The sequence below is a fragment of the Micromonospora sp. DH14 genome (assembly GCF_029809455.1).
Lineage (GTDB): Bacteria > Actinomycetota > Actinomycetes > Mycobacteriales > Micromonosporaceae > Micromonospora > Micromonospora parva.
In genome coordinates this window covers 95,136-112,348 of sequence record NZ_JARVKT010000017.1, presented here as the reverse complement: position 1 = coordinate 112,348, position 17,213 = coordinate 95,136, and the positions used below count along the sequence as shown (strand labels likewise).

Below are 17,213 nucleotides of genomic sequence, written 5' to 3'. Positions count from 1 at the left end.
CCACGGGCTCAGAGCCAGCCGCGCCGCTTGAAGATCACATAGAGGGTGCCGCAGACCAGCAGCATCAACAGCAGCGCGAAGAGGTAACCGAAGCGCCAGTTCAGCTCCGGCATGTGCACGAAGTTCATGCCGTACACGGTGCCGATGAGTGTGGGAGCGAAGAGGATCGCCGCCCAGGAGGAAACCTTCTTCAGCTCCTCGTTCTGGCTGTAGCTGGCCGCCGTGAGACTGCGCATCTCCTCGTTCTGCTGCTGGGAGACGAGGGTCGCGTTGACGGTGAGGATGTTCTGCAACAGGTGCCGGAAACCGTCCACCCGCTCCACCACCTGGGTCAGGTGGTCGGTCACGTCGCGCAGGTAGCGGCGCAGTTCCTCGTCGGCGCTGGCGCTGCCCGCGCCGACGGCCAGCGCGTCGAGCACGCTGAGCAGGGGGCGGGCGGCCCGCTGGAACTGGATGACCTCGCGGCTGAGGCCGTAGATGCGGCGGCTGGCGTTCGGGTCGCCACCGAACACCTGGGTCTCGATCTCGTCGATGTCGTTCTCCAGCCCGGCCACCACCGGCGCGTACCCGTCGACGACCTGGTCCAGGATCGCGTACAGGACCGCCTCCGGGCCCCGGGCGAGCATCTGCGCCTCGGTCTCCATCCGCCGCCGCACCGCGGCCAGGTCCGGTGCCTCACCGTGGCGGACGGTGACCACGAAGCCCGGCCCGATGAACAGGTGCAGCTCGGAGAACTCGACCTCCTCCCGGAGGTCGTCGTAGCGGGCGGCGCGCAGCACCACGAACAGGGTGTGGCCGTAGCGCTCCAGCTTGGGCCGCTGGTGGGCGTTGATCGCGTCCTCGACCGCCAGGTCGTGCAGCCGGAACTCGCGGGCCAGCGAGGTGATCTGCTCGATGTCGGGCCGGTACAACCCGATCCAGGCCATCGCGTCGTCCTGCTCCTGCAGGCAGCGGTACGTCTCGGCGAGGCCGGACGGCGAGGCGAACCGGTGCCCCCGGAGGTAGACCGCGCTGTCCACCAGGCCGTGGGAGGCTGCGGGCGACTCCGGGGACGGCACCACGCCGACCCTCGTCTCGTACTCGTCGAGTTGACGGCCGAAGCCACCACCCGGGCGGAAGCGACGGCCGCCGACCATGCCCTGTCCCCTCCCCCGGTGCCGTCCGGTCCGGACCGGGAGGCTGCATCCCCGGTGCCCTGGGCCCGAAACCCGCCGGGGCGTCGGCTGGGTTCCGCGCACCGGCGGACGGCGGCGGCCCGGCGGGCGGATACTCACGGTGACCGTGAGCGGGATGACGGGGGACGCGCCGGTGACGTTCGACAGACGCGCCGGCCGGTTGCGGGGGTGGCTGCTCGACGCCGGCTCGGACCAGGCCGTGCAGCACCCGGGACCGCACGGGCGCCCGCCGGAGCACCGGCTCCACCCGTGGTGGAAGGTGATGTGCCTGACCGGTGTGGACTACTTCTCCACGCTGGGCTACCAGCCGGGCATCGCGGCGCTGGCCGCCGGGGCGCTCTCGCCGGTGGCGACGCTGGTGCTGGTGCTGGTGACCCTGCTGGGCGCGCTGCCGGTCTACCGGCGGGTGGCGGTGGAGAGCCCGCACGGTGAGGGCTCCATCGCGATGCTGGTCCGCCTGCTGAGCTACTGGCCGGGCAAGCTGCTGGTGCTGGTGCTGCTCGGTTTCGCGGCCACCGACTTCATCATCACCATCACCCTCTCGGCGGCCGACGCGACGGCGCACATCGACGAGAACCCCTTCTGGCCGAGTGCGCTCAAGGGGCACGAGGTGCTGCTCACGCTGCTGCTCCTGGCGCTGCTGGGCGCGGTGTTCCTCAAGGGATTCAGCGAGGCCATCGGGATCGCCGTCATCCTGGTCGCGGTGTACCTGACGCTGAACGCGGTGGTGGTGGCCGACGCGCTGTGGCGGGTGGTGACGCACCCGAGCGCGGTCGACGACTGGACCTCCGCGCTGACCACCGGGCACGGCGACCCGTGGCTGGTGGTCGGGCTGTCGCTGCTGGTCTTTCCGAAGCTGGCGCTGGGCCTGTCCGGCTTCGAGACCGGGGTGGCCGTCATGCCGAGCGTACGGGGTGACCCGCAGGACTCGGAGGCACGACCGTTGGGCCGGATCCGTGGCGCGCGCCGGCTGCTCACCACCGCAGCGCTGATCATGAGCGCTTTCCTGATCACCAGCAGCGTGACGACAACGGTGCTGATCCCGCCGGACGCCTTCCAGCCGGGCGGGCCGGCGAACGGCCGGGCGCTGGCCTACCTGGCGCACGCCCACCTCGGCGAGGTGTTCGGCACCATCTACGACCTGTCCACCATCGGGATCCTCTGGTTCGCCGGAGCGTCGGCGATGGCTGGTCTGCTCAACCTCGTGCCGCGCTACCTGCCCCGTTACGGCATGGCGCCGACCTGGGCGCGAGCCGTCCGGCCGCTGGTCCTGGTCTTCACCTCGGTGGCGTTCCTGATCACGATCGTCTTCAAGGCCAGCGTGGACGCGCAGGGCGGCGCGTACGCCACCGGGGTGCTGGTGTTGATCACCTCGGCCGCGACGGCGGTGACGCTCGCGGCGCTGCGGCAGCGTCAGCGCGGTCGCAGCATCGCGTTCGGCATCATCGCGGTGATCTTCGTCTACACGACGCTGGCGAACGTGGTGGAACGCCCCAGTGGCGTCAAGATCGCCGCTTGTTTCATCGGCGGGATCATCCTGGTGTCGGTGTTGTCCCGGCTGATGCGGGCCTACGAGCTGCGCGTCAACCACGTCGAGTTGGATCCGGCCGCGGCCCGGATCATCGACGAACGCGCCGGCCGGCGGATCCGCCTCATCGCACACGAACCCGACCGGCGCGACGAGGCGGAGTACCGCGCCAAGCTCGCCCAGACCATGGCGGACAACGACTTCCCCGACGACAGCGACGTCATCTTCGTCGAGGTCGAGGTCACCGACCCGTCCGACTTCGAGACCGGGGTGCTGGTCCGCGGCAGCGTCGTCGACGGCCGCTTCCCGGTGCTCAGCCTGGCCAGTTCGTCGGTGCCCACCGCGCTGGCCGCCCTGCTGCTGGAAATCCGCGACCGCAGCCGTCGGCGACCCCGCATCTACTTCGAGTGGTCCGAGGGAGGGCCGGTCCGCAACTTCCTGCGCTACCTGGCGTTCGGGCAGGGCGCGATCGCCTCGGTGACCCGGGAGATCCTGCGCCGCCAGGAACCCGACCCACACCGCCGACCGCACGTGCACGCCGGCTGACCTGGGCGCGGGGCGGACCGTCGCGCACGGTGAGCGTGGTCATACCGACTGGACGCGGCACCCGTCGGTGCTGCTAGCCTCGGCGCAGGTCATGAGCGCCAGCGCGAAGCCCCGGCTCGCTGGCCGGCAACCCTCCTCCGCGGTGGGGTGCCCCGGGTGAAGACCAGGCACCGGCACGACGTCGGCGCAAGCGTGGCCTGGCACCCAGGTCAGCACAGACCCGGGAGAACCATGCGCATCCTCAGCACCACCCCACCGACTGACGTCGCGGACCTCCGCACCGGTCGACCCTCGCCCGCACTGACGCGGCGACGGCACGTGGACACGATGCGAATGTGCAGCGCCGCCTGTCGTCGCGGCACCGCGCTCTAGCACCACCCTCCCGAAACCCCTTTCCACCGGTACGCCCATCGGGCGCGCCGTCGGTGGCGCACACCCGCGCCCGCCGAGACACCACCCTTCGGAGACACCAGTGCGATTCCTTCCCGCAGTGACCCGTGCCGCCGCCCTGGGGGCGGCGGCGATCCTGGCCGCCACCGCCCTCACCGCCTGCGGCGACGACAGTTCGTCCGACGCCAACCCGTACGGCCTGGCCCAGCCGGGCGTACTGCGCGCCGGCACGCTGACCGACGCGCCGCCGAACGTGTACCTCAAGGACGGCAGGTTCACCGGCTTCGACAACGACCTGCTGACCGCCGTGGCCGGCAAGCTCGGCCTCACTGTGGAGTTCGTCGGCACCGACTTCTCCGCGCTGCTCAGCCAGGTCAACAACCGCAAGTTCGACGTCGGCAGCTCCTCGATCACCATCACCGAGGCCCGCAAGAAGACTGTCGACTTCGGCAACGGCTACGACTTCGGCTACTTCGGCCTGGACGTCCCGGCCGGCTCGCCGATCACCAGCTTCGACCAGCTCACCGGCAAGCGGGTAGTGGTGGTGCAGGGCACCGTCCAGGACGACTACGCCACCGGCAAGCAGCTGAACCCGGTGCGGGTGCCGGACTACAACGGTGCGATCAACCAGCTCAAGGCGGGCACCGCCGACGCGTGGATCGCCCCGGCGGAGATCGGCGAGAAGTCGGCCGCCGACAGCAACGGCAAGATCACCGTGGCGGCCAAGCAGCTCAGCCCGGCACCGACCGCGTACGCCGTGGCCAAGGGCAACGACAAGCTGCGCGAGGCGCTGAACAAGAGCCTCGACGAGGTCATCGCCGATGGCACCTGGACCCGGTTGCAGGCGCAGTACTACCCGGGTCGGCCGATCCCGGCGGACTTCAAGCCGGGCAGCGGCGCGGTCACGGTGGCGCCGTCGGCGTCCGCGTCGGCGGCGTCCTGAACCGGTGACGAACGAGCGGGGCGGTAGGAGAGGCGACACATGGATCCGTTGAGCACCCTGTGGGAAACGTTCTTCGACTGGGACTCGATGCGCGAGGCGCTGCCCGAGATGCTGACCGTCGGGTTGCCCAACACGCTGATCCTGGCGGTCTCCGCCGCCCTGCTCGGCTCGGTGCTGGGCCTGCTGCTGGCCGTCGCGGGGATCTCCCGAAGCCGCTGGTTGCGCTGGCCGGCGCGGGTCTACACCGACGTGTTCCGGGGGCTGCCGGCCGCCGCGACGATCCTGCTGATCGGCGTCGGGTTGGCCCCGCTGGGCATGCAGGTCTGGGGACCGGACCCCTACCCGTTGGGCATCCTGGCGCTGTCGCTCATCGCTGCCGCGTACATCGGGGAGATCTTCCGCTCGGGCATCCAGTCGGTGGAGGCCGCCCAGTTGGAGGGCGCCCGGGCGCTCGGCTTCTCCTGGGCCGACGCGATGCGCCTGGTGATCGTCCCGCAGGGCATCCGGCGGGTGCTGCCGGCCTGGGTGAACCAGCTCATCGCGCTGATCAAGGACTCCAGCCTGGTCTACTTCCTCGGCCTGGTGGCCAGCCAGCGGGAGTTGTTCCGGATCGGGCAGGACTACGCGGCCACCACCGGCAACGAGTCGGCGCTGCTGCTGGCGGGGCTGTGCTACCTGGCGTTGACCGTTCCGTTGACGCACGTCGTGAACTGGATCGACCGCCGGCTGCGCAACGGTCGGCCGGCCACCGCGCCGACAGACGAGGACGACGACACCACGCCGTACGCGATGGAAGGAGACCGGCGATGACCGCCGCCAGCACGACCTCGGTCAGCCTCGACGTACGCGACGTGCACCTCGCCTTCGGACCGAACCGGGTGCTGCGCGGCGTCGACCTGTCGGTGCCGCGTGGCGCGACGGCCTGTGTCATCGGCCCGTCCGGGTCGGGCAAGTCCACCCTGCTGCGCACCATCAACCGGCTGATCGAACCGGACCGGGGCGACGTGCTGCTGGACGGGCGCAGCGTGCTGGGCGACGACCCGGACGCGCTGCGGCAGCGGGTGGGCATGGTGTTCCAGCAGTTCAACCTCTTCCCGCACATGAGCGTGCTGCGCAACGTCACGCTGGCACTGCGCCGACTGCGCAAGCTCGGTGAGGACGAGGCGGACGCGCTCGCCCGCGCCCAGTTGGAGCTGGTGGGGCTTGCCGGCAAGGCGAACTCCCGGCCGGCGCAACTCTCCGGTGGTCAGCAGCAACGGGTGGCGATCGCGCGTGCGCTGGCGCTGCGGCCCGAGGTGATGCTCTTCGACGAGGCGACCTCGGCGCTCGACCCGGAGCTGGTCAAGGGTGTGCTCGGGGTGATGGCCGACCTGTCCGCCGCCGGGATGACCATGGTGGTGGTGACCCACGAGATGGGCTTCGCCCGGCAGGTCGCCGACACCGTCGCCTTCATGGACCGGGGTGTGGTGCTGGAGGCCGGCCCGCCCGAGGCCGTCTTCGAGCGGGCCGAACATCCGCGGCTGCGCCGGTTCCTCGACCAGGTGCTCTGAGCCGCGGGCGGCCGTCAGGCCCGGGCGCGGGGACGTACCGCCTCCCAGAGCAGGCGGTAGAACTCGGCGTAGCTGCGTTGCACATGCTGACCGTGGCGGCGGGTTTCCTCGTGCCGCGACGGCAGCTGGTTGATCGGCACGCTCATCGCCGCGTGGTGCTCGATGTGCAGGTTGTTGCCGTTGGTGAACCACGTGCTCAGCCAGCTGCCCCGGATCGACCGGGTGTTGCGCAGCACGTCGGTCGTGTCGGTCTCGCACAGCAGGTGCTCGGGCAGTTCCACGAGGAAGTGCAACGGCACCGCCACCAGCAGCGGCAGCACCCACAGCCGCAGTGGGTACACGCCGTGCCCGGTCAGGGCCAGGCCGACAGCGGCCAGCACCGCGACACCCAGCAGCAGGTGCTCGGCGACGATCCGCCGCCGCATGGCGGGGGCGATCTCGCCGTGGGCGTAACGCCAGCGGCCGGCGGCGGCGCGCAGGACCTCCAGACCGACAGCACCCAGTCGGGGGTAGTCGAGCAGGCCGCGGACGAGCATCCCGACGGTCAACGGCCGACGGGTGTCGAAGCCGAAGAACTCGGTGTCCTGCGGGGTGCCCAGGTAGCGGTGGTGCTGCAGGTGCCGCACCCGGTAGTGCGAGTAGACCACCAGCAGCGGCACGCCCAGTGGCACACCGACCAGCCGGTGCGGCAACGAGCGGCGGAACGCGGAGTGGTGCAGGCACTGATGCTGCAACTCGACAGCGTGCGTGTACATGGCGGCAAGCAGCAGCACGCCGGCCACGATCGACAGCGGCTCGGAGCGCAGGGCCAGAACCGCACCGACCGTGGTCAGCACCGCGAGCAGGGCCAGCTTGCCGACGAAGATCCGCTCATCGGCGCGGCTGACCCGGGCACGGCGGAAGAGCAGGGCGGGTGCACCGGTCGCCGTGGCCGGTGGCCGGGTCGCGGCGGGCTGGGCGGTGATCGTCATCCGAGGTCCTTAGCAGTGGGCAGGGCGCTCAGCGACCGCTGAGCAGCACGACGTGGGTGCCGGCGGAGAGCCCGCCCGGCGCTTCGGCGCGGGCCAGCAGCCCGGCGAGGGCGACCGCGCCGGCAGCGGTGGGGTACGCGCCGTGGCCGGCGAGCGCATCCCGGGCGCGCTGGAGCTGGTCGTCGTCGACCCCGTGCACCGCCCCGCCGGTGTCGGAGATCGCGGCCATCGCCTCCGGGCCCTGGAGGGCATGCCAGTTCACCAGGGGCTGGTTGTGGTCGGTGGTGGTCACCGCGTCCGGCGGCAGCATCCGGTACGGGCCGGGCCAGCTGGTGACCACCGGGTTGTTCGCGGCCGAGCAGACGCCCTGGAGCACTGTCGGCCAGCCCAGCTCACGGAGCCGCCGGTGCACGGCGATGACGGTGGTGCCGTTGCCGACGGGGATCCAGAGCTGCGCCGGTGGTTCGTCGAGTGCCGCGCGCAGCGCCCCGACCACCACTCCGTGCCCGGCGAGGACCGCGTCGACGTACGGGCCGTCCACGTTGCCGTCGACCGCCCCGGGCGCCTGGGCGAGTCGGCGTGACTCGTCGACGGCGTCCTCGTAGCTGCCCTCGACGAGGTGCACCCGGGCGCCGGCGGCGCGCATGAACTCGCCGCCGTCGCTCCACCCGGCGGGCAGCACGACGATGCAGGTCATGCCGGCTGCCCGGCAGGCCATCGCCATCGCCCGCCCGTAGTTGCCGCAGGTGGCGACGACCACCTCGGTACGACCCTCGGCGGCGGCTCGGGCCACCACCGCGCGCGCGGCCGGCTCCTTGTGGCTGCCGGACGCGTACCGGGTCTCGTCCTTGATCAGGATGTGGACGCCGGGCACCAGGCCGGTCGCCTCGATCAGTGGGGTTCCGAAGGCGTCGGTGGGCGCGTCGACAGACGCCATGCTGACCGTGGACATGCTGCTCCTAGGTGAGAGGGTGGTGGGGTCAGGACCGGGCCGGGGCACCGGCGGCGAGCAGGGCGTCGGCCTGGCGTTGCAGGTCGTCCCGGTCGCCGATCTCGGCGGGGGGCAGGGCGTCGGGCAGGTCGTCCTCGATCAGCCGGAGGGTGGGGTTGCACCAGCCCCGGATCGCCCAGCCGAGCTGGAGCAGACCGCTGAGGACGACGAGCAGGGCCAGACCGCGACCCGGCCCGGTGCCGATGACCGCTCCGACGGTGCCGGCCAGCGCACCGCCGGGCTCCAGCAGCGGCTGGACGTAGTGGTCGGCCAGCGGGCCGACCACCAGGTAGCCCAGCGGCATGGTCAGCATCATCACGGTGATGAAGATCGACAGAACGCGACCCTGCAGGTCGAAGCCCACCTTCGTCTGAATCAGCGCGATCCAGTGCCCGTCGATCAGGGACTCGGCGAAGGTGAGGGCGAACATGCCGACCACCGCGAAGGCCGGGCCGGCGCCGATGCCCACCACGGCCATCGCGAGGCTGGCCACGCCCATGAACAGGATCATCCCGGTGGCTCGCCGCGCGGTGCCGCCCCAGAGACCCATGGTGAGGCTGCCGAGCAGACCCCCGACGCCGCCGGCGGACAGGGCCAGGCCGAGCGCCACCGGGGACTGCTCGATCAGCAGCATCGGGGTGATCACCGCGAAGCCGAGGGTGTAGAAGGCGTGGTCGATGACGAAGAACCGCAGCGCGGCCCGCAGCCCGGGTCGGCGGGCGACGTAGCGCCAGCCGTTGGCGACCTCGGTGCGGAAGGCTTCCTCCCGGCGGCGGAAGAGGCGGTCCGGGAAACGGACCAGGAGCAGGGTGAGCGCGCCCACGCAGAACGTCGACACGTCGATGAGGATCACGCCCCGGATGCCGATGACACCGATCAGGCCGGCGCCGAGCAACGGCGCGAAGACCAGGCCCACGCCCACGCCGAGTTGGCTGATCCCGTTGGCGTGCCCCAGGTAGCGCTTCGGCACGAGTTGGGCCACCGCCGCCAGGTACGCCGGGCGTTGGAACGCACCGGCCAGCGAGGTGACCGACACGGCCAGGTAGATCTGCCACAGCCGCAGTCCGCCGCCGACGGTGACCAGCAGCACGAGCGCCACCATGGCCGCTGCCGCGACGGCGTCGCTGACCAGCATCACCCGTCTCCGGTCCCAACGGTCCGCGACCGCGCCGGCGATCGGCCCGGCGAGGATGCCGGGCAGCATGCCGACCGCGCTGACCACCGCGAAGTCGGTGATCGCGCCGGTCTGCTGGTAGACCCAGATACTCAGCACCAGCGTGCTCAGCCCGCTGCCGATCATCGACACGAACTGGCCGAACGCGACCACCGCGAACCGCGACAGGCTGGGCGCCGGGCCACGCGGCTGCGCCACGACGGCCGGCGTGGGCCCGGGCGGTGGGGTGGGCGCGACGTCGGCCGTCGTCACCGTCGGCGACGCGTGCCCCACCAACGCCTCGGCCAGACCCACGGCGTGGGTACGCACGAAGAAGTGCCCGGCCCGGGGCAGGACGGCCAGCTCGACCCGCTCGGCGACGTGCGTCCATTCCTGATGGCGTTCCTGGTACAGCTCGGTGACCCGGTCCCGCTCGCCGATGACGGCGAGCACTGGCGCACGCAGGCGGGGGTGCTCCGGGTCCCGGTAGGCGGCGGTGTAGTACTCCTCGGCGTCGCGGGCGTCGTGCCGGACGTTGCGCAGCACGAACGCCTCGTCGGCCGGGTCGGCCACGTCGGTGAAACCGCCCCGGGCCCGCAGGTACGACAGGTACTCGCGGTTCGAGGTGAACCGGTCGGTCGGCACGAGCCGGTAGAACCAGTCGAAGAGCCGGCCGGGCAGCCGCGCCGTGGGGAAGCTCGCGCCCAGCCCGACGGCCCGCAGGTCCACTCCCTGCGCCTCGGCCCGGTGGGCGATCTGGAGGGTGACCGCGGTGCCGAGGCAGTGCCCGTAGAGGACCACCGGGCCGGCGATGTCGCGCAACTCGGCGAGCACCCGCTCGGCCACCTCGGCACCGGGTTGCGGCGCCTCGTCCGGTCGGCTGCGGTCGTGTCCGGGCAACTCCACCGCGTACAGGGCCCAGCCGCTGGGCAGCGCGTCGGCGAGCGGCTGGTAGGAGATGGCACTGCCCCCGGAGTAGGGCACCGCGACAACGGTCATCCCGCCGCTGGCCGGGTCGGCGTCGCTCGGTGTGAGCCGGTGCAGCAGACCCTCGCCCCGGTCCGCGCCGGCGGCCCGTTCGTCGAGCAGAGCGGCGATGGCGCGGACGGTGGGGTGCTGGTACAACTCCACCAGCGCCAGCCCGCCGCCGATTCGACGGACCAGCCGTAGCGCGGCGAACGAGTCGCCGCCGAGGGCGAAGAAGCTGTCGTCGATGCCGACGGTGTCGCGACCCAGTTCGGCGCACCAGACGTCGGCGATCCGGCGTTCGGTGTCGGTGCCCGGCGGCGTTCGGGTGGCGTCGGCCTCGACCTCCGGTGGCGCGGGCAGTGCCCGCCTGTCGAGTTTGCCGTTCGGCGTCAGCGGCAGGGAGGGCAGGGTCAGCAGCCGGGCCGGCACCATGTGCGCCGGCAGGGTCGCGGCCGCCGCGTCGCGTACCGCCCGTTCGTCGAGGGTGACGCCGGGTCGGGGCACCAGGTAGGCGACCAGCCGGGCCAGCCCGTGCTGCCCTTCGTGGACCGCCGCCGCGCAGGCCAGCACGTCGGGCAGGGCGGCGAGGGTCGCCTCGATCTCGCCCAACTCCACCCGGTAACCGTTGACCTTCACCTGGTCGTCGAGCCGACCGAGGAAGTCCACGGTGCCGTCGGGGCGCAATCGCGCGCCGTCGCCGGTGCGGTACATCCGCGCCGACGGCGCGTACGGGTCGGTGACGAAACGCTCGGCGGTCAGCTCAGGCCGGTCGTGGTATCCGACCGCCACCCCCACCCCACCCAGGTACAACTCGCCGACCACACCCACCGGCACCGGTTGGCGGTGCGCGTCCAGCACGTAGACCCGGTTGTTGGGGAACGGTCGGCCGATCGGCAGTGGAGCGTCGTCGGGCAGCGCGTCGACGTCCCCGTCGAAGTAGACGTTGTCGACGCTGACCTCGGTGACCCCGTACGCGTTGACCACCCGACCGCCCGGCCCGACCAGGTCGCGGGCCTGCCGGTACTCCCGCACGTGCCACTTCTCGCCGCCGCCGATGAGCAGGCGGACGAAGTCCAACCGCTGCCCCGCCTGTGCCACGTACGCGAGCAGGGTGCGCAGCACCGCCGGAACGAGCTCGGTGCACTCGACCCGCTCGGCACGCATCAGCGCGTACAGGGCGGCGGGGTCGAGCAGGGTCTCGCGGGGCACCACCACCAGTCGACCGCCGGTGCAGTGCGCCCGCAGCGTCTCCCCGACGAACATGTCGAACGAGAAACTCGCCGCCTGCTGGTAGGTCCAGCCGGGTTCGAGGTGGTACGCCCGCTGCCACATGTCGGCGGCGTGTACCAGGTTGCGGTGGCTGACCACCACACCCTTGGCCCGTCCGGTGGAACCGGAGGTGTAGATGACGTACGCCGGGTCGGCGGCGGAGGTGACCACCCTGAGATCGCGGTCGTCGGCAGCGGCGAGCCGGTCCGTGTCCCGGTCCAGGGCGACCACCCGCACCGACGCTCCGGCGGCCGGCGCGGTGGCCAGGTCCAGGCGGGTGACCAGGACGGCGGCCCGACTGTCGTCGATCATGTAGCGCAGCCGGTCGGCCGGGTACGCCGGGTCCAACGGCACGTACGCGCCGCCGGCCTTGAGCACCGCCCACATGGCGACGAACAGCTCGATGCCCCGGTCCAGGCAGATCGCGACCCGGCTACCGGGCAGCACGCCGTCGGCGCGCAGCACCCGGGCCAACCGGTTGGCCCGCCGGTTCAACTCGGCGTAACTGATCGTCTCGTCCCGCCAGGTCAGCGCGGGCGCGTCCGGACGCTGCGCCACCCACCGTTCGAAGAGCTGGTGCAGTGCGGTGGCGGGAGGCAGCGGCGCGGCGCTGTCGTTCCAGTCGTGCAGGATCCGGGCGGTCTCGGCGGGGGTCAGCATCGGCAGCCGGGTGACCGGGGTCTCGGGCGTCGCGACGGCGGATGCGAGCACGGTGAGCAGGTGATCCAGCAGCGCGTCGACCCGCTCCGCGTCGAACAGCTCGGTGGCGTAGTCGATGCTGAGCACCGGGCCGTCCACCGGGAAGTCCAGACCGACGGCGAGGTCCACCATGGTCGCGGCGGGTGCGACCTCGCCCGCGTACCGCAGGCCGTCGGCACGGGGCACCGGCGTGTTGTGCACGGTGAGCATCACCCCGGTGAGCCGGTTGCGGTTCGCCGACGCCTGCCGCCCGGTGGCCGTGATGATCCGGGGCAACGGCAGGTCCTGGTGATCCAGGTCGGTCAGGACTGCCGCGCGGACCCGTCCCAGCAGGTCGGTGAAGCTCGGTTCGCCGCTGACGTCGCCGCGCATCGGCAGGATGTTCAGGGCCGCGCCGACGACCCGCTCCAGCTCCGGCCGGTTCCGGCCGGCCACCGGGGCCAGCACTGTCACGTCGGTGCGCCCGGTGTAGCGCGACAGCACCGTCTGCAACCCGGCGAGCAGCACCATGAAGAGGCTGGCCTGGTGCGTTCGTCCGTGCGCGCGCAGCGCGTCGAGCAGGCTCGGGTCGACCTGCCGGGACACCCGCCCGGCCACGAACGACCGCGTGGCCGGACGCGGCCGGTCGGCGGGAAGTTCCAGGTCGAGGTCCGCGTCGGCGAAGCGTTCGCGCCAGTAGTCGACAAGAGCCGGGTCGGCCGCGCTCGCGACGCGCAGCCGGACCAGCTCGGCCAGCGCCGTCGGGTCGGCGGCGGGTTCGACCGGGGCGGTCCCGGAATCGCCGGTACGCGCGCTGTGGTGGGCGTACCGCTCGGCCAGCTCGTCGCCGAACAGACCTGCCGACCATCCGTCGAAGACCAGATGGTGCGCGACGAGCAGCAGTTCGTCGGCCGACCCGTCGTGAATCAGCACGGCCCGCGCCAGCGGCCCGGCGGCGAGGTCGATCGGTTCCCGTACCGCCCTGTCGCGGACCTCGGCGGCGTGCCGCGCCCGTTGCGTCACCTCGACGTCGCGCAGGTCCACCTCGGTCAGCGCCAGTCGCCCGGTCCGCTCGACGCGCAGGTGCGGCTCGTCGCCGACGAGCGGGACGCGCGAGCGCAGGGCCGGATGCCGCCGCACCAGATCATCGAGGCTCGCCGCGAGCAGGTCGGCACGGGCCTCGTCCGGCAGCCGGTAGCGGATGCCCAGGGTGTGCGCGGGCAGGTCGGCGCAGACCTGCTCGGCGATCCAGAAGTCCTGTTGCAGGCCGGTGAGGGGCAGCCGCACGGCACCGTCCGGCTCCACAGTGACGGTCACGGCAGGCGGGTCCGTCGGGGCGGTGGCGGTCGCCAGGGTACGGATCAGCGCGGCGAGCCGGGTCGGTGTCGGCGCGGCGTAGAGCTGGGTGAGCGTCGGCTCGACTCCGTGGTCGCGGCGGACCGCGCTGATCAGCCGGATGGCGTCGAGCGAGTCGACGCCCAGGGCGAACAGGTCGTCGTCCGGGCCGACCGCTGGCAGGCCGAGCACGTCGGTCCAGCGGGCGGCCAGGGCCGTCACCAGCGGGTCGACGTCGGTGCCCGGGGCAGCCGTCGACGCGGCCGGGGCGGGCAGCGGCAGACGGGCCAGCGCCGCGCGGTCCACCTTGCCCTGCGCGGTGAGCGGAAACGCACGGTGTCCGAGAACCGCCGCCGGCACCAGGTGGGCGGGCAGGTCGACACCGAGCCTTCGGCGTACGGTGGCCGGATCGGGGGTGGTGCTGGCCGTGCTCAGCAGGTGCGCCACCAGTCGCGGCTGCCCGCTGTTCTGCTCGACCAGCACCACCGCGTCGGTGACCTCGGGCAGCCGACGCAACGCCGCCTCGATCTCGCCCAGCTCGACCCGAAACCCGCGGATCTTCACCTGGTCGTCCAGCCGGCCCAGGTAGGTCAACTGGCCGTCGGGCAGTTCCTGCACCCGGTCACCGGTGGCGTACGTGACCCGCCCATCGGTATCGAGCGGGAAACGGTCGGCGGTCAGTTCCGCACGACGCAGATAGCCGGTGGCCACTCCCGGTCCGCCGATGTGCAGCTCCCCGGGTGCGCCGGGCGGTACCGGACTGCCGTCCTCGCCGAGCACCCGGAGGCTCACCCCGGGCAGCGGACGGCCGATCGGGACCGGCCCGGCACCGGGCCACCGGGTCAGGTCGGCGCAGGTGGCGACGACAGTGGCCTCGGTCGGTCCGTACGTGTTGAGCAGCCGGACCCCGGCGCCGACCCGGGCCTGCCAGCGGGTGACCGCGCCGGCCTGTGCCGCCTCCCCGCCGATGATGACCAGCCGAACGCTGGACGGCAGCGTGGCGTCACCGCTGTCGACGGCGCCGACCACCTCGTGCCAGTACGCGGTCGGCAGGTCCAGCACGGTGATCTTGTGCTGGGCGCAGTGCTCGAGGAACCGGCGAGGGCTGCTGATCGCGTCGTCGTCCCGGACGACCACTGTCGCGCCCGCGCACAGCGGCGGGAAGATCTCCTCGACGCTGGCGTCGAAGCTGAGCGAGGCGAACTGGAGCACCCGGTCGTCGGGGCCCAGGTCGTAGCACTCACGGGCCGCCCGGCAGAAGTGCTCCAGGGCCCGCCGGGGCACGCTGACCCCCTTCGGTCGGCCGGTCGACCCGGAGGTGAAGATGACGTACGCCGGGTCCTCGGGGTCGGGCGCCACGCCGGCGGGCGCGCTGCCGGATGAGACGGTCAACTCCCGGTCGAGGACCAGCAGCGGGGTACCGTCCGGCAGCTTCGCCCCGTCCTGGCCGGTGAGCACCAACGCGGGCCGGGCGTCGGCGACCATCAGCGCCAGCCGGTTCGACGGGTAGGCGGGATCCAGCGGCAGGTAGCCGGCCCCGGCGCGGATCGCGGCCAGCATCGCCACGATGGCGTCACGCCCCCGGGGCAGGCAGACGCCGACCAGCGCGCCCCGGCCGATCCCGTGCCCGTGCAGCACCGTGGCCAGCGCGTCGATCCGCCGGAGAAGGTCGGCGTAGCCGAGCACACCGGCGTCGTCGCACAGCGCCGGCCGGTCGGGGGACCGACGGGCGTGCTGTTCGATCTGGTCGAGCACTCCGGCGGGCGGGTACGCCGAGACCGCGTGCTGGGCGACGACGCTTCGGCCCGGTTCGGGCGACCTGACGGTGGGGATGACGGACACGGATCTCTCCTCGGCCTTCGACCCGTCCAGCGGACGGCGCCGACACCGTACGAAGATCAACCCGCCGTCCGGGCCACCGGAGGGCGAACATCTGGTCATCATTGAGATCAACTGCGGACGACCCCACCGGCCCAGGTCAGGTCGGTTCGAGCGGGAACCGCGAGCCGCTGACCTGCGGCTGGCCCGGTGCCCTCGGCGCCGCTGACCGACGTACGCCGTTCACCAGCCGTTCGCCTCGACCGTTCGGCCCGACGGGTGTCGCCGGCACCCGGTCACTCGTTGGGTTCGCGCCCCAGCAGCCGGATCTCCTCGTTGTCCAGCGCGGACTGGAGTTCCTGCAGCACCAGGTCGTCGATCTCCCGGTTGTCGCGCAGTCGGGTGACCTCCCGCCTCTTGTGCGCGAGGACGCCGAGGCGCAGTCGCCGTTCCAGCCGGCGCTCATCGGCGATGGCCCCACCGCTCTCGTTGAGGTCCTCCAGATGCCGCTGGTACTCGGCTTCCAGCCGACGCACCGAATCACCCTGGGCACCGATCTCCGCGGCGACCTGCGGGAGGGCGGCCAGGCCCGCCTCGGCGGCCCGCCGCCGGGCGTGCCGGGCCTCGTCGACGCGTCCCGGGTCGCCGCTCAGCCCGGCCCAGCGCACCACCAGCGGCAGTGTGGTGCCCTGCACGAGCATGATCAGCACGATCACCAGCGCGGTGACGAAGATGATCAGGTCGCGTTCGACCACCGGCCGGCCATCGACAGTCACCGTCGGGACGGCCAGGGCGGCGGCGAGCGACACCGCACCCCGGAAACCGGCCCAGCCCCCGACGGTCCCCACCCGCCAGCCGGAGGGACCTCGACCGACGACGTCCACCATCCGGCGGCGGCGCAGTCGCGCCGACTGCGCGGTGGCATAGATGAAGAGCAGCCGGGTGGCCACGACGACCACTGTGACCACCAGCGCGATCAGCAGCGCCCGCTGCGGCGACGTGCTGGTGATACCCCGCACCGCGCGGGGAATCTGCGTGCCGAGCAGGACGAACAGGCCACCGTTGATCAGGAATGTGGACAGGTCCCAGAACGCGAACGCCAGCACCCGGGACCGGGCGCGGATCACCCGCGGGCCGGCGTAGGAGAGCACCAGGCCGGCGACCACCACCGCCAACACACCGCTGGCGTGCACCGAGTCGGCGAGCAGGAAGGCGCCGAACGGGGTCAGCACGCTGAGCGCGCCCTCGCGCAGCGGATCGTCGAGCCGTTTGCGGACCAGCACCACGGCGGCCCCCACCAGCAGACCGGCGAGCACACCGCCGACGCTGGCGCCGACGAACTCCTCGCCGACGCCGAGCACGCCCGGCTCGGCGCTCTGACTGAGCAGACCCACTGCCACCGCGAAGACCACCAGCGCGGTGCCGTCGTTGATCAGGCTCTCCGCGTGCAGGGTGGTGAGCAGCTTGCGGGGCAACCGCTTGGCCAGACCGGTGACCGCGGCGGCGTCGGTCGGCGCGAGGACCGCGCCGAGCACCCAGGCGGCGGCGGGGTTCACCCCGAACGCCTGCGCGGCGTACGACACGGTGACCATGGTGAGCACCACCAGCACCACGGCGAGCATCCCGATCACCGGCAGGTTGGCGCGGATCTCGCGCAGGCTGATGGTGAGGCTCTCCCGGTACAGGATCGCCGGCAGGAAGATCAGCAGGACCAGCTCCGGTTCCAGGGTGACCTCGGACAGCGGCGGCGCGAACCCGAGCAGCACGCCCAACGCGATGAGCAGGACCGGCGGGGCCACCCGGTACCGACCGCCAACGGTGGTACCGACGAGGACGGTGACACCGAGCACCACGATCAGGACGAGCGCCTCCACGCCTACCCCCTCGGACCATGGCC

The 17,213-nt window shown here is 72.3% G+C and carries 9 protein-coding genes and 1 riboswitch; of the genes, 4 read left to right on the top strand and 5 right to left on the bottom strand.

Going from position 1 to position 17,213, the window contains the following annotated elements; translation table 11 throughout:
- Window positions 1-8: 8 nt before the first annotated feature.
- Window positions 9-1,136, bottom strand: a complete 1,128-nt coding sequence (gene corA, locus QCZ28_RS21895; RefSeq protein WP_279518395.1) for a magnesium/cobalt transporter CorA — start codon at window positions 1,134-1,136, stop codon at window positions 9-11.
- A gap of 154 nt (window positions 1,137-1,290) precedes the next feature.
- On the opposite strand from corA, the gene QCZ28_RS21890 reads away from it, so the two are divergent.
- The 4 genes from QCZ28_RS21890 (at window position 1,291) to QCZ28_RS21875 (ending at window position 6,132) form a co-directional block, all read left to right on the top strand.
- On the top strand, window positions 1,291-3,249 hold the full coding sequence (locus QCZ28_RS21890; RefSeq protein WP_279518394.1) for an amino acid transporter: 1,959 nt from the start codon (window positions 1,291-1,293) through the stop codon (window positions 3,247-3,249).
- A gap of 87 nt (window positions 3,250-3,336) precedes the next feature.
- Window positions 3,337-3,448: riboswitch (SAM riboswitch) on the top strand.
- 273 nt (window positions 3,449-3,721) lie between these two features.
- Window positions 3,722-4,582: an ABC transporter substrate-binding protein gene (locus QCZ28_RS21885; RefSeq protein ID WP_279518393.1), complete on the top strand. Its 861-nt coding sequence runs from the start codon at window positions 3,722-3,724 to the stop codon at window positions 4,580-4,582.
- A gap of 39 nt (window positions 4,583-4,621) precedes the next feature.
- Window positions 4,622-5,392, top strand: a complete 771-nt coding sequence (locus QCZ28_RS21880) for an amino acid ABC transporter permease (RefSeq protein WP_279518392.1) — start codon at window positions 4,622-4,624, stop codon at window positions 5,390-5,392.
- Window positions 5,389-6,132 carry an amino acid ABC transporter ATP-binding protein gene (locus QCZ28_RS21875; RefSeq protein WP_279518391.1) on the top strand — a complete coding sequence of 248 codons (744 nt, stop codon included), beginning with the start codon at window positions 5,389-5,391 and terminating at the stop codon, window positions 6,130-6,132. The genes QCZ28_RS21880 and QCZ28_RS21875 overlap by 4 nt, the downstream gene beginning before the upstream one ends.
- Before the next feature lie 14 nt (window positions 6,133-6,146).
- On the opposite strand, the gene QCZ28_RS21870 is transcribed toward QCZ28_RS21875, so the two are convergent.
- The 4 genes from QCZ28_RS21870 to QCZ28_RS21855 all read right to left on the bottom strand — a co-directional run bounded on the left by QCZ28_RS21870 (window position 6,147) and on the right by QCZ28_RS21855 (window position 17,190).
- Entirely contained in the window at window positions 6,147-7,103 is a 957-nt protein-coding gene (locus QCZ28_RS21870) for a fatty acid desaturase (protein ID WP_279518390.1), read from the bottom strand.
- Between the two features lie 28 nt (window positions 7,104-7,131).
- Window positions 7,132-8,055: a pyridoxal-phosphate dependent enzyme gene (locus tag QCZ28_RS21865; protein ID WP_279518389.1), complete on the bottom strand. Its 924-nt coding sequence runs from the start codon at window positions 8,053-8,055 to the stop codon at window positions 7,132-7,134.
- 28 nt (window positions 8,056-8,083) lie between these two features.
- Entirely contained in the window at window positions 8,084-15,340 is a 7,257-nt protein-coding gene (locus tag QCZ28_RS21860) for a non-ribosomal peptide synthetase (protein WP_279518388.1), read from the bottom strand.
- A 272-nt stretch (window positions 15,341-15,612) separates the two neighbouring features.
- On the bottom strand, window positions 15,613-17,190 hold the full coding sequence (locus QCZ28_RS21855; RefSeq protein ID WP_279518387.1) for a Na+/H+ antiporter: 1,578 nt from the start codon (window positions 17,188-17,190) through the stop codon (window positions 15,613-15,615).
- Between the last annotated feature and the right edge of the window lie 23 nt (window positions 17,191-17,213).